Source organism: Amycolatopsis sp. NPDC004368 (assembly GCF_053602515.1).
In genome coordinates, this window is the sequence record NZ_JBSGDT010000021.1 from 16455 (window position 1) to 29625 (window position 13171).

A 13171-nucleotide genomic window follows, 5' to 3' on the forward strand; every position below is an offset into this window, starting at 1 on the left:
ATGAAGATCGCGATGGTGTCGGACCACGCCAACCCCCTGGCCGCCCTCGGCGAGGAAGACGCCGGCGGCCAGAACGTGCACGTCGCCGAGCTGTCGGCCGCGCTCGTGCGGGCCGGCCACGACGTCACGGTCTACACGCGACGCGAGGATTCCGGCCAGGATGAGGAACTCACCACCCGCCAGGGTTACCGCGTGGTGCACGTGCCGGCCGGCCCGGCGCGCAAGCTGCCGAAGGACCAGCTGCTGGCGCACATGGGCGAGTTCGGCGGCTTCCTGCGCGACCGCTGGAGCGCCGAGCGGCCCGACGTCGCCCACGCCCACTTCTGGATGTCTGGGATCGCCGCCTCCCTGGCCGCAGGGGCCACCGGCACGCCCGTCGCGCAGACCTTCCACGCGCTCGGTGTGGTGAAAAAGCGTTACCAGGGCGAGAAGGACACGAGCCCCGCCGACCGGATCCGCCTGGAGCGGCTCGTCGGGCGCCGCGCCGACCGGGTGATCGCCACCTGCTCCGACGAGGTCTTCGAGCTCTCCCGCATGGGCGTGCGGCGCACCAGCATCTCGGTGGTGCCGTGCGGGGTCGACCTCACGCGCTTCTCCCCGGACGGCCGGATCGCGAAGCGCCGGGCCGCGCACCGCCTCGTCGCGGTCGGCCGGCTGGTGCCGCGCAAGGGTTTCGACACCGCGATCGCCGCACTCGCCCAGCTGCGCGAAACCGAGCTCGTGATCGCCGGCGGTCCCGAGAAGGGCCGGCTCGCGGCCGACCCGGAGGTACGGCGCCTGCGTGAGCTCGCACAGCGGTTCGGGGTGGCCGACCGCGTCCGGTTCGCCGGGCAGGTGTCACGGACCGACATGCCGGCGCTCCTGCGCTCGGCCGACGCCGTCGTCTGCACGCCCTGGTACGAGCCGTTCGGCATCGTCCCGCTGGAGGCGATGGCGTGTGGCGTGCCGGTGGTGGCCGCGGCCGTCGGCGGGCTCACCGACACCGTCGTCGACGGCGTCACGGGGCTGCTCGTGCGCCCCCGCCGAGCCGATGAGCTCGCCGTTCGCCTGCGCCGGCTGATCGGGGACCCGGCGTTGTGCCACGCCTACGGCACGGCGGGTCTCGACCGCGTACGGGCGCGCTACTCGTGGGACCGCGTCGCGGCCGACACCGCGCGCGCCTACCACAAGATCGCGCCTGAGCTCGCCGCGACGGCCGAAGCCCGGTGAGCAGGGCTCAGCCGACGTAACGGCGGGCCTTCGACGCGCGCTGCGGTCCTTCCAGCAGCCGCAAGCTCTCCTCCACACCCGCGGGCACCACACGCCGCTCGGCCAGCACCCACGGCAGCCCACGCGTGACCTCGGCCAGCGCGGCCAACGTCGCGCGGTCCAGGGGCGCCGAGCGCAGCACGTCGGCGCCCCGGCGCACCACCGCCGACCAGGGGCGGCGCAGGAGCAGCGTCCACAGCGTGTTGCGGATGCCCAGCCGACGCCGGCGACGCGGGTCGCGCAGCGGTGACGGGGCGTGGTGGATCACCACGTCCTCGGCCCAGCACAGCCACCAGCCGCGCGCGGAGAGATCCAGGGCGAAGAGCTCTTCCTCGCCGCCGAGCCACATGCGCGGTGAAAAGCCGCCGACCTGGCGGAACGCGTCGACGCGCAGGGCGGTGAGCCCGGCCATGATGCCGAGCAGCGCCGGGCCCGGCAGCCAATCCGGACCCGGCACGGGCGAGTGCCGCAGCTCGGGCGTGATCGGGTCCTCCGCCAGACCGGGCTCGACGAGGCAGCGGCCCGTGACCGAACCGAGGCCGGGGTGCTCGTCGAGCAGCTCGGCGGCGCGGGTGAGGGCTCCCGGCTGCCAGCAGGTGTCGTCGTCGCAGAAGGCGACGTACGGCGTCGTCACCGCGGCGACCGCGAAGTTGCGGGCGACCGCGCCGAAGTTCTCGGTCAGCCGCAGCAGCAGCACCTCGGGGAACTCTCGTGCCACCATCGCCGCCGAGCCGTCGGAAGACGCGTTGTCGGCGACGACGATCGGGGCCTGGTCGGGCAGGGACGTCATGTGCGCCAGCGTGCGCCGCAGCTGTTCGCGGCGGTCGCAGGTGATGATCACGACGGAGATGCGAGGCACTGGGCGGTTCCTTCCAGAGTTCGGACCTGGTGTTCGACGGAGCGGGGCAGCACGTGGCGCTCACGCAGCGCGCGGGGCAGCCGCCGCAACGCCCCCCACACGGCGGACGGCGAGGTCCAGGCCGTGCGCAGCACCACCCGCCACGGCCGGCGCAGCACGGTGATGAGCAGGCGGTTGCGGGCTTCGGCGCGCCGGCGCCACGACGCCGGCGGCCGTGTGGGCGACGGGTGGTGGTGCGCCCGGACGTCTTCGACGTAGCAGAGCACCCAGCCGCGGGCAGTGAGGTCGTAGGACAGCAGCTGCTCCTCCGCCCCGAAGTGCAGCAGCGGGCTGAACCCGCCCGCCTCGAGGCAGGCCGCGCGGCGCACGATCGCCGAACAGGCCAGGAAGCCGAGCACGAGCGGCCCGGGCGCGCCGGCGGGCCGGCCGAGCGGGCTGCCCGCCAGCTGCGGTGTCACGGGATCCTCGCGGTCCTCCGGCCCCACGAGCGTGCGCGCGGCCAGCAGGCCGATGCGCGGGTGCTCGTCGAAGAGCCGCTCGGCCAGGGGCAGGGCGTCCTCGGCCCACCACGAGTCGTCGTCGCAGAACGCCACGTAGGGCGTCGCGGCGACCCGCACACCGAGGTTGCGCGCCGCGGCGCCGAGGTTGTGCGGCAAGCGGATCAAGCGCACCTGCGGGTATCGCTGCGCGACCACCGCGGTGTCGTCGGCCGACGCGTTGTCGAGCACCACCACCGGCGGTACCGGATCGAGCGCGGACAATTCCGAGAGCGTCCGCTCCAGTTCCCGAGCCCGGTCCCGGGTCGCGATGACCACCGTCGTGCGCGCCCTCATCGGCCCACCAGCTCACCGACCAGATCGGCCAACGCGGATTCCGGCGCCGGTGCCCGTGCGGCCGCGCGGGCCCGGCCGGCACTCGAGAGGCACCAGGCCAGCCGGTCGTCCAGCAGCGTCCGGTCCCCCGCGTCCGCGGCGGCGGCGACGGGCCAGCCCAGAGCCCGGCCCTGCGCGGTGACCTTGCCGCCATCCGCCACGGGGTCGACCGCGACGACCGGCACCCCCGCCTTGCGGGCCAGGACCAGGCCGTGCAGCCGGGTCGTGACCACCGCGTCGACTCTGGACAGTGCGGCGACGAACTGGTCCGGCGTGGCGTTGCGCTGCCAGTCTTCGTGCGCGAGCCGCGAATCCAGCGGTACCCGCGCACAGTCCAGGCCGGCCAGCCAGGCCGTGAGGGCTTCGTGCACCTCGTCGTGGCGGCCCGCCGCACCGTACTCCGGTTGCCGCGGCGCGAGCACGACCCCGAGCACCGGCACCGCCGATGTGTCCGCGCTCAGGGACAAGTCCGGTGCGGCCGTCGCGGCGTCGTCGCGCGGCAGAATCCGGTGGAACCCGGTCACGGCCGCGTCGGCGGGATCGGGCACGGACACGCCGACCGCGATCCGGCGGCAGGCCGCGTACCGCTCGTGCAGTTCACGCAGCTGCGGCCCGTGCACCGGGCCGCAGGCGAACACCACGTGCGTGTAGTCACCGGGTGGGGCTTGGCCGAGGTGCAGCGTGCCCGGGCGGAACGCCGGGCTCCACGCGACGTCGTGGTCGATGCCCGCGGCCGAAAGCGCGGCTCCCGCCGCACGCAACCCCAGCACATCCCCCGCGGTCGCTTCTCCGTGCAGAAAACTGGCCCAGCCCGTGAGCAGAACTCGCATACCCCGCGGGTACCCGCCGACGATCACCTCACACGGTTTCGCGGGCCGTGGTGCCGGGTAGCCGCCACCGCATGACGACCAGGCGATTCACCCACGCGGTGGTGACCGGGGGCGCCGGCTTCGTCGGTGCCCACCTGTGCGGACAGCTGCTTTCCGAAGATCTCGGAGTGACCGCCGTGGACAACCTCGCGACGGCGTCGCCCACGGCACTCGACGGCCTGCGGGGTCACGACCGCTTCCGGTTCCTGCGCCACGACGTCACCGAGCCGATCCCGCTCGACGACCCGGTGGACGTCGTGTTCCACCTGGCGTCCGCGGCCTCGCCGCGCGACTACCTCGCGCTGCCGATCGAAACCCTGCGCGCCGGCGCCCACGGCACGGAACACGCGCTCGACCTCGCCCGCCGGCACCGCGCCCGCTTCGTGCTGGCCTCCACCAGCGAGGTCTACGGCGACCCGCTCGAACACCCGCAGCACGAGGGATACTGGGGCAACGTCAACCCGATCGGGCCGCGCAGCGTTTACGACGAAGCCAAGCGCTACGCCGAAGCACTCACCGCCGCCTATCGCCGCGAGCACGGTGTCGACACGGGCATCGCGCGGATTTTCAACACCTACGGGCCGGGCATGCGCGTGAACGACGGTCGCATGATCCCCGCGTTCTTCACCCAGGCGCTGGCCGGTGAGCCGCTCACGGTCACCGGGACCGGCGAGCAGACGCGCTCGATCTGCTTCGTCGAGGACACCGTCCGCGGGCTCGTCGCGCTCGCGCGCTCGGACCATCCCGGGCCGGTCAACCTCGGCAACCCCACCGAGCTGACCGTCCGTGAAATCGCCGAGCACGTGCGGGAGATCACCGGCTCCGGCTCCGCCGTCGAACGCATCGCCGCCGTCGTCGACGATCCGCGGCGACGCTGTCCGGACATCTCGCTCGCGCGCGAAGTCCTGTCGTGGAAACCGAAGATCGACGCCGACGACGGCCTGCGCCGGACCGCGGCCTGGTTCCGCGAGAACCGCTGCGCTCAGTAGCGACGTCCAGGGGTTTTCCCGTGATTCGTTTATCACCGACTTCGCCGGGTAGCGCTACGGACGAACGCAGGTCCCGGAAAAGGGGCCACCCGGACGCCAGAGGCAGGTCGATGCGCACACTCGGGATCAACGCCGTTTTCCACGATCCGGCCGCCGCGCTGGTCGTGGATGGTGAGATCATCGCCGCGGCGGAGGAAGAACGCTTCAGCCGCCGCAAACACGGCAAGCAGGCCGTGCCGTTCTCCACCTGGGAGCAACCCGCCCAGTCCGCGGTGTGGTGCCTCGAGCAGGCCGGCCTGGCCCCCGAGGATCTCGACGCCGTCGGCTACTCCTACGACCCCGCGCTCGTCGAACCCGGACTGCCCGGGCACGACCCCAGCGGTGAGAAGCTGCGCACCGAGTTCGCCGAGCGGGCCCCGAAATTCCTCGCCGCGGCGCTGCCCGGGCTGGATCCCGGGATCGTGCGGTTCGTGCGCCACCACGTCGCCCACGCCGCCTCGGCCGCGCTCGCCGCGCCGTTCGGCGACTGCGCGGTGCTGGTCGCCGACGGCCGCGGCGAGAGCACGTCGGCCCTGGCCGGCGAGTACCGGGCCGGACGGTTCAAGGAGCTGGCCGCACAACGGCTTCCGCACTCGCTGGGCCTACTCTACGAAGATCTCACCGAGCACCTCGGGTTCGCCCGCTCCAGCGACGAGTACAAGGTGATGGCGCTGGCGTCCTACGGCACCCCCGAGCACCTCGAAGCCTTGCGGGAGCAGGTGCACGCGACCGGCGACGGCGGGTTCCGCGCCGCCGGCGTCGACCTCGCGCGGTTCGCGCCGCGGCGCGGTGCCGGCGAAGAACCGACCCGCCGCCACGCCGATCTGGCCGCGAGTGTCCAAAGTGTCCTGGAGGAGGTGCTGCTCGACCTGGCCGGCTGGCTGCACGAGCGCACCGGTCAGCGTGATCTCGCGCTGGCGGGCGGGATCGCGCTCAACTGCGTCGCCAACACCCGCCTGTACGCCGAAGGCCCGTTCGAGCGCGTTTGGGTGCAGCCCGCCGCGGGTGACGCGGGTACCGCGCTCGGCGCGGCGCTGCACCTCGCCGCCGAAGCGGGTGAACTCGGTTCGCCGATGGCCGGGGCCGCCCTTGGCCGCGGCTGGACCGACGACGAGCTGGAAGCCGTGCTGCGCCGGGCAAAACTACCGTACGAACGGCCCGCGGACCTCGCGGAGACGGTCGCCGAAGCGCTGGCGAACGACGAGGTGGTCGCGTGGTTCCAGGGCCGCGCGGAGTTCGGCCCGCGCGCCCTCGGCCACCGCTCCCTACTGGCCCACCCCGGCCGGTCGGCCAATCTCGAACGGCTCAACGACGTCAAGGGCCGCGAGCAGTTCCGCCCGGTGGCACCGATGGTCCGCGCCGAACGCGCCGGCGAGATCTTCTCACGTGGACCTCTGCCCAGCCCCTACATGCTCTTCGTCCACGACGTCGCGCCGCGGTGGCGCGACCGCATCCCGGCCGTCACCCACGTGGACGGCACAGCCCGCGTGCAGACCGTCGACGACCACGAAAACCCCGTGCTCGCCAGGATGCTCGCGGAGTTCGACCGCCGGACCGGGTTGCCGGTCGTGATCAACACGAGCCTCAACACCGCGGGCCGGCCGATGGTCGACTCCCCGCGCGACGCGCTCGAATGCTTCGGCTCCGCGCCGATCGACCTGCTCGCGCTGGGGCCGTTCGTGCTCCGGCGCTCCGTCCGCACCGGCGCGGGGACGCCGGAGGAGAAGGAGGTGCCTTGATGCAGGACCATTTCGCCGCGCTGCGGGCAGCCGCTTCGCGAACCAGCCGATCCGCCCCCACGATCGCCGCGTGGGGACGCCACCTCGCGTCCGTGTTCGAAGCCGGCGGCCGTCTGCTCGCCTGCGGCAACGGTGGCAGCGCGGCCGAGGCCCAGCACCTGACCGGCGAGCTCGTCGGCCGCTTCCGGGCCGAACGCCGGCCGCTCTCGGCGATCGCGCTGCACGCGGACACCTCCGCGACCACCGCCATCGTCAACGACTACGGCGACCACGAGGTCTTCGCCCGCCAGGTGCACGCCCACGGCCGTCCGGGCGACGTGCTGGTCTGCCTGTCCACGAGCGGTACCAGCCAGAACGTCGTCGCCGCGGCGAAGGCCGCACACGAGCGGGGGGTCACCACGTGGGCGCTGACCGGACCCGCGCCCAATCCGCTCGCGGCGCTCTGCGACGACGCCGTGACCGTGGAGGCGCCGTCCGTCGCCACCGTGCAGGAGCTGCACCTCGCCCTCGTGCACGCCCTGTGCGAGGAACTGGATCGAGCCCTCGGGGTCGCCACGTGAAGCCGCTGGTCGTGCTCGGTGACACGCTGCTCGACGTCGACGCCGAAGGCACCGCCGAGCGGCTGTGCCCGGAGGCGCCCGTGCCGGTCGTGGACCTGACCTCGCGCCGGCGCCGCCCGGGCGGAGCGGGGCTCGCCGCGCTGCTGGCCGCGCGCTCGGCGGCCGAGGTCGTGCTCGTCACGCCGCTCGGCGACGACGAAGCCGGCCACGCGCTCACCGGGCTGCTGGAACCGGACGTCACCGTGCGGCCCCTGCCCCTGCGCGGAGCCACCGTGACCAAGACACGGGTGCGGGCGGGCGGACAGTCGTTGCTGCGCCTGGATTCCGGTGACGGGACCGCCACGGGCGACCCAGTGCCCGGCCAGGTCCGCGAAGTCCTCGCCGAGGCGGGCGCGGTGCTCGTGGCGGACTACGGCCGCGGCCTCACCCGCAACCCGCACGTCCGCAAGCTGCTGCGCGACCTCGCCCGGCAGGTGCCGGTGGTGTGGGACCCGCACCCGCGCGGCACGGACCCGGTTCGCCACGCCCGGCTCGTCACCCCGAACCTGGCCGAAGCCCGCACCACGCTGCCCGGCCACGACGATCCGGCCGAGCTGGCGAAACTGCTGCGCAGCCACTGGCACGCCGACGCCGTTGCGGTCACCACGGGCGCCCGCGGCGCGGTGCTGGCCGACGGGTTCGGCGCGAGCCCGGTGCCGATCCCCGCCTCCGCGCGCACGCCGGGGCACGCCGCGCCCGACACCTGCGGCGCCGGCGACCGGTTCGCCGCGGCCGCCACGGCGGCACTGCTCACCGGCACGGACACCGCGAAGGCGGTGGCGACGGCCGTCGAGGCGGCGGCCCGGTTCGTCGCCGACGGCGGGGCGACCGCACTGTCCACTCAGGACGGCCCGGTTCCCGATCCCCAGCCGGCGACCGACGCGTTCGGGCTCGCGCAGCGGGTCCACGCCGGCGGCGGCCGGCTGGTCGCCACCGGCGGGTGCTTCGACCTGCTGCACCCCGGGCACGTCAGCCTGCTGCGGCAGGCGCGCGCCCTCGGCGACGCCCTCGTGGTCTGCCTCAACTCCGACTCGTCCGTCCGTGGCCTCAAGGGACCCGGCCGGCCGCTCGTGCGCGCCCGCGACCGGGCGCGGCTGCTCGCGGCACTGTCCTTCGTGGACGCCGTGGCCGTGTTCGACGAACCCGCGCCGACCGCCGTGCTGGAGCGGCTGCGCCCCCACGTCTGGGTCAAGGGCGGCGACTACCTCCACGCAGACCTGCCCGAGCGCGAAGCCGTGGAACGCCACGGCGGTGAAATCGTGCTCGTGCCGACCGTTCCGGGCTACTCGACGTCGCGGCTCGTGGCCGCGGCGGCCGGTGCCTGATCCGAGAACCGACTCGCGAAGGAGACCGATGCGACCCCTCGGCAACATCCTGATCACCGGCGGTGCCTCCGGCCTCGGCGCGGCGACCGTCGACGCCGTGCGCAAGGCCGGCGGCACCCCGTACGTCCTCGACCGCGTCCGCCCCGAGGACCCGGCCGAGTACGTCGAAGCCGACCTCACCGACACCGTCGCGACCGAGCGGGCCGTGCGGGAGCTGGCCGAGCGCGCCGGCGGGCTCGACGGTGTGTTCACCGCCGCCGGCACCGACGCGTGCGGCCCGCTCTCCGCGGTGTCCACCGAGAACTGGGAGCGGGTCGTGAAGGTCAACCTGCTGGGGACCGCCGCGGTGGTCCGCGCCGCCCTGCCGTACCTGGAGCGTTCGGGCGGCACCGTCGTCACCTGCGCTTCGACGCTCGGGATCAAGGCCGTGAGCGACGCGACCGCCTACTGCGCCTCGAAGTTCGGCGTCGTCGGCTTCACGCGGGCACTGGCGGCGGAGCTGGCCGGGCGCGTCGGCGTGACCCTGCTGATCCCCGGCGGGATGTGGACGCACTTCTTCGACGACCGAACCGACCAGTACAAGCCGCCGCCGGACGCGAAGCTCAACGAACCGGAGCACACGGCGAGCACGGTCGTCTTCGCGCTGCAGCAGCCGCCGGGTTCGGAGGTCCGGGAGCTGGTCGTGTGTGCCTCGGAGGAGGGGTCGTGGCCGTGAGCGCGGCGATCCTCGTCCTGCGGGCGCTCGGGATCGGAGACCTGCTCACCGCGGTGCCCGCCCTGCGCGCGTTGCGCGAAGCGTTCCCCGACGAGCGCCTCGTGCTCGCCGCGCCGCGCGAGCTGCAGGACCTCGCCGAGCTCGTCGACGCCGTCGACGAGCTCCTGCCCACCGCCGGGCTAGGCGAGCTCGCGCGGCCGGGTCCGCCGCCGAAGCTCGCGGTCAACCTGCACGGCAGCGGGCCGGAAAGCATCCGCGACCTGCGCGCCCTCGACCCGGGTGAGCTGCTCACGCACCACCACCCGGACTTCCCCGACGTTCCCGGGCTCGACTGGCGCGCCGACATCCACGAGGTCGACCGCTGGTGCCGGCTCGTGGAGTACGCGCACCTCGACGCCGACCGCACCGCCCTGCGGCTGCCGGCCCCGCCCGGTCCGAGCCCCGCACCACGCGCGATCGTCGTGCACCCCGGCGCGGCGTTCGCGGCCCGGCGCTGGCCACCCGGCCGGTTCGCCGCCGTGGCCCGCGAGCTCGCCCGTGACGGCCACCGCGTCGTGATCACGGGCAGCGCGGCCGAGCGCGAGCTGGCACTGGGCGTTGCCGAGGGAGCAGGTCTGCCCGAGGACGCGGTGCTCGCCGGACGCACCGGGCTCGCGGAGCTGGCGTCCCTGATCGCCGACGCGGAGCTGGTGCTCTGCGGGGACACCGGCGTCGGGCACCTCGCGACAGCGTTCGGCACGCCGTCGGTACTGCTGTTCGGACCCACCCCACCGCGGTTGTGGGGTCCGCCCGGCGAAGCTCGCCAGCACGTCGTGCTGTGGGCCGGTGATGTCGGCGATCCGCACGGCGAACGGCCCGACGGCGGGCTGCTGCTGCTCGGTGAAGAGCGCGTGCTCGCCGCCGCACGGGCCGCGCTGGAAACGCCGGTGCCGCATGGCTGAGCACATCGGCGTCGTCGGCGCCGGGTACGTCGGGCTGACGAGCGCCGCGTGTTTCGCCCGGCTGGGCCACCAGGTCACGTGCGTGGACACCGATGCGTCCAAAGTGAACTCACTGCTGCGCGGTGAGGTCACTCTCGCCGAGCCCGGCCTGACCGAACTCGTCGCCGGCGGACTCGCCGACGGCACCCTCGTCTTCACCACCGCGCAAGCGGAGCTGCACGGCGCCGACCTCGTTTTCTTGTGCCTGCCCACCCCGCCCGACGAGGACGGCCGGCCCGATCTCGATGTGCTGGAACAGGTCGTGACGCAACTCGGGCGGCTGCTGCGGCCGGGCTGCGTCGTCGTCACGAAATCGACCGTGCCCGTCGGCACCGCCGCACGCCTGCCGCGGCTGCTGGGCCGTGCGGACCTGCCGGTCGTGAGCAACCCGGAGTTCCTGCGCGAAGGCCACTCGGTCGAGGACTTCCTGCACCCCGACCGGGTCGTGATCGGCACGGAACCACCGGGGTCTCCGGCAGCGGACCGGGTCGAGAAGCTCTACGAGCCGACCGGTGCCCCGGTGGTCCGGACCGACAGCGCCAGCGCGGAGCTCGCGAAGTACGCCAGCAACGCTTTCCTGGCGGTGAAGCTCTCCTACGTGAACGTGCTGGCGGAGCTGTGCGAGCGGTTCGGCGCCGACGTCGGCGAGGTCGCCCGCACGATGGGTCTCGACACGCGCATCGGCCCGCGGTTCCTGGCCCCCGGCCCCGGCTGGGGCGGCTCGTGCCTGCCCAAGGACACCTCGGCGCTGCTGCACGCGGCCGACGCGGCGGGCGTCGACTTCGGCATCCTGCGCGACGCCATCCGCGTGAACGCCCGCCAGCGCGCTCGCACGGTGCGGACCGTGCGGGAGGCCGTGACCGGTTCGCCGTCCGGACCGCTGACGGGCGCGCGGATCGGCCTGCTGGGTCTGGCGTTCAAAGCGGGCACCGGCGACCTGCGCGACTCGCCGGCACTGGCGATCGCCACCGAGCTGGCCCGCCACGGTGCCGAGCTGACCGCGCACGACCCGGCGGTCGAAGCCGTGCCCGGGCTCGACGCGGTGCAGGTCGTCGACGATCCGTACCTCGTGGCGAAGGACGCCGCCGCGCTGGTCGTGCTCACCGAGTGGCCGCAGTTCCGCGACCTCGACTGGGCCCGCCTCGCCGCGGCGACGGCCCGACCGGTGATCGTCGACACCCGCAACCTCCTCGACGCCGACCTGCTCACCGCTGCCGGGTTCAGCCGGTTCGGGGTCGGCCGGCCACACGACGGTGTTCGTCCGTTCGAGTGACATCGGGTGGTTTCCCGAGTGTGGTCCGGGCCGGGGGGTACGCGGTCCGGACCACTCACCCCCGAGGGAGATCCCGTGTCGAACCGAATGCTGATCAGCCAGGACAGCCAGCCGATCCCGTGTGAGAACTGCGGCCAGCCGACGTTGCACGTCGCCCGGCTCGTGTCGGGCGAGGGCGCTCTGCTGGGCCAGACGATGGTGTGCACCGAATGCCGGCGCCGCCGGACGGAGACGGCCTGAGCGCCGACGGGCAGCGCGGCGACCGTCCACGAAGGACAGTCGCCGCGCTCCGGAGCCACTGGTCGGGCAACGCCGCCGGTCAGGGCCCGGGTGGCGCCCAGTGCACCAGCTTGGTCTGCGTCATCTCGTCGAGCAGCTCCGGTCCGTAGCCGTAGCCGTTCCCGCTGCGCCGCCTCGGGTGCGCGGCTCCGCCCGGGGCGCCACCGAACACGGCGTTGATCTTCACCGTGCCCGCGGGCAGTTCACGCCAGGCGTGCTGGGCGTGGGCCATCGACGCGGTGAGCACGGTCGCCGCGAGCCCGTAGTCGCTGCGCGCGGCTTCGGCGAGCCCGTCTTCGAAACTCGGGACGACCCGCACCGGCGCGACCGGACCGAACGTCTCCTCGGCCATCACGCGCAGGTCCGCCGCGCAATCCGTGAGCACGGTGGCCGGGTAATGAGCACCCGGCCCCGCCGGCACCACTCCCCCGGTCAGGGCCCGTGCGCCACGCGCCAGCGCTTCCTCGACGTGCGAGTGCACGTGCTCGCGGTGGCGAACGTCGACCAGGGGCGCGAGGGTGCGTGCCTCGGCTTGCTTCACCAGCGCGGCCAGGAACGGTTCGGCGACGGCCTGGTGGACGTAGACCCGTTCCACGGCCACGCAGATCTGCCCGGAGTTGGCGAACGCGCCGAGCGCGACCTGTTCCGCCGCCCACTCCGGATCCACGTCCTCGTCGATCACCACCGGGTCGTTGCCCCCGTTCTCCAGCAGCGTTTTGGCGCCGGTGGCCGCCGCGCTCGCCGCGATCGACCGGCCGGTCGTCGTGCTGCCGACGTGCGCGATCACGTCGACGTCGTCGCGCATGGCCAGCAACGCCCCCACTCCGCCGTCACCTTGCAACGTCTGGAAAACCCCGGCCGGCAGGACTCCCGTGAGCACGTCGCCGAGCAGCGCACCGGTGTGCGGCGCCCGCTCGCTCGGCTTGTGCACCACGGTGTTGCCGGTCACCAGGGCCGCCCCGATCAGCCCGCACGCGACGGCGATCGGGTCGTTCCACGGGGTCAGCGCGACGACGACTCCGCGGGCTTCGGGGACCATCAGGTCCGTCGCACCGAAGTCGCCGAGCAGGCTGCGGCCGCGGTGCACCGGCCCGAGCTCCGCGTACTGGTCGAGGGTGCCGGCGCCGGCGAGCACGCCCTCGGCGGCTTCGTCGGACGGCCGGCCCGTCTCGGCTTCGTTGCGCGCGGCGAATTCGTCCACGTGCGTCCGCAGCCGCGCTGCCGCGGCGTGCAGCAGTTCGCCGCGCTCGGCCGCCGGCGTGCGTGACCAGCCGGGCCACGTGCGGTTCGCCAGCGCCAGCGCGGCGTCGATCTCGTCTTCGCCCGCGGCGGGCACCTCGCCCACCACGCTCCCGTCGGCCGGGTTCCGGATCTCGATCGTCATC

At 73.9% G+C, this 13171-nt stretch carries 13 protein-coding genes; 9 read left to right on the forward strand and 4 right to left on the reverse strand.

The window, feature by feature from the left end; translation table 11 throughout:
• Nucleotides 1-1209 (forward strand): glycosyltransferase, encoded by a 1209-nt coding sequence (locus tag ACWEOE_RS26250; protein ID WP_452013527.1) that lies wholly within the window; start codon nt 1-3, stop codon nt 1207-1209.
• 7 nt (nt 1210-1216) lie between these two features.
• Here the strand turns inward: ACWEOE_RS26250 and ACWEOE_RS26255 are convergent, their stop codons facing one another.
• From ACWEOE_RS26255 to ACWEOE_RS26265, 3 genes are read right to left on the reverse strand one after another with little or no spacing between them, the layout of a single operon-like run.
• On the reverse strand, nt 1217-2107 hold the full coding sequence (locus tag ACWEOE_RS26255) for a glycosyltransferase family 2 protein (RefSeq protein WP_452013529.1): 891 nt from the start codon (nt 2105-2107) through the stop codon (nt 1217-1219).
• Nucleotides 2086-2940, reverse strand: a complete 855-nt coding sequence (locus ACWEOE_RS26260; RefSeq protein WP_452013531.1) for a glycosyltransferase family 2 protein — start codon at nt 2938-2940, stop codon at nt 2086-2088. Before ACWEOE_RS26260 ends, ACWEOE_RS26255 begins: the two co-directional genes overlap by 22 nt.
• A complete protein-coding gene (locus ACWEOE_RS26265; protein WP_452013533.1) occupies nt 2937-3809 on the reverse strand; it encodes a polysaccharide pyruvyl transferase family protein in 873 nt (290 codons plus the stop codon). Before ACWEOE_RS26265 ends, ACWEOE_RS26260 begins: the two co-directional genes overlap by 4 nt.
• A gap of 71 nt (nt 3810-3880) precedes the next feature.
• On the opposite strand from ACWEOE_RS26265, the gene ACWEOE_RS26270 reads away from it, so the two are divergent.
• The 8 genes from ACWEOE_RS26270 (at nt 3881) to ACWEOE_RS26305 (ending at nt 11747) form a co-directional block, all read left to right on the forward strand.
• Entirely contained in the window at nt 3881-4837 is a 957-nt protein-coding gene (locus ACWEOE_RS26270) for an NAD-dependent epimerase/dehydratase family protein (RefSeq protein ID WP_452013535.1), read from the forward strand.
• A 110-nt stretch (nt 4838-4947) separates the two neighbouring features.
• The gene (locus tag ACWEOE_RS26275; protein WP_452013537.1) at nt 4948-6615 is read left to right on the forward strand and encodes a carbamoyltransferase family protein; all 1668 of its coding nucleotides are present in this window, start codon (nt 4948-4950) and stop codon (nt 6613-6615) included.
• Nucleotides 6615-7175, forward strand: coding sequence for a D-sedoheptulose-7-phosphate isomerase (locus ACWEOE_RS26280; RefSeq protein WP_452013540.1), 561 nt, complete (start codon nt 6615-6617; stop codon nt 7173-7175). The genes ACWEOE_RS26275 and ACWEOE_RS26280 overlap by 1 nt, the downstream gene beginning before the upstream one ends.
• Nucleotides 7172-8539: a PfkB family carbohydrate kinase gene (locus ACWEOE_RS26285; protein ID WP_452013542.1), complete on the forward strand. Its 1368-nt coding sequence runs from the start codon at nt 7172-7174 to the stop codon at nt 8537-8539. The genes ACWEOE_RS26280 and ACWEOE_RS26285 overlap by 4 nt, the downstream gene beginning before the upstream one ends.
• A gap of 28 nt (nt 8540-8567) precedes the next feature.
• Nucleotides 8568-9254: an SDR family oxidoreductase gene (locus tag ACWEOE_RS26290; RefSeq protein ID WP_452013545.1), complete on the forward strand. Its 687-nt coding sequence runs from the start codon at nt 8568-8570 to the stop codon at nt 9252-9254.
• Nucleotides 9245-10195: a glycosyltransferase family 9 protein gene (locus ACWEOE_RS26295; protein WP_452013548.1), complete on the forward strand. Its 951-nt coding sequence runs from the start codon at nt 9245-9247 to the stop codon at nt 10193-10195. The genes ACWEOE_RS26290 and ACWEOE_RS26295 overlap by 10 nt, the downstream gene beginning before the upstream one ends.
• On the forward strand, nt 10188-11507 hold the full coding sequence (locus ACWEOE_RS26300; protein ID WP_452013550.1) for a UDP-glucose dehydrogenase family protein: 1320 nt from the start codon (nt 10188-10190) through the stop codon (nt 11505-11507). The genes ACWEOE_RS26295 and ACWEOE_RS26300 overlap by 8 nt, the downstream gene beginning before the upstream one ends.
• 75 nt (nt 11508-11582) lie before the next feature.
• Complete coding sequence (locus tag ACWEOE_RS26305) at nt 11583-11747, forward strand: hypothetical protein (RefSeq protein ID WP_452013553.1); 165 nt, start codon at nt 11583-11585, stop codon at nt 11745-11747.
• A 79-nt stretch (nt 11748-11826) separates the two neighbouring features.
• Here the strand turns inward: ACWEOE_RS26305 and ACWEOE_RS26310 are convergent, their stop codons facing one another.
• Nucleotides 11827-13170: an aldehyde dehydrogenase family protein gene (locus tag ACWEOE_RS26310; RefSeq protein ID WP_452013555.1), complete on the reverse strand. Its 1344-nt coding sequence runs from the start codon at nt 13168-13170 to the stop codon at nt 11827-11829.
• Nucleotide 13171: the final 1 nt, after the last annotated feature.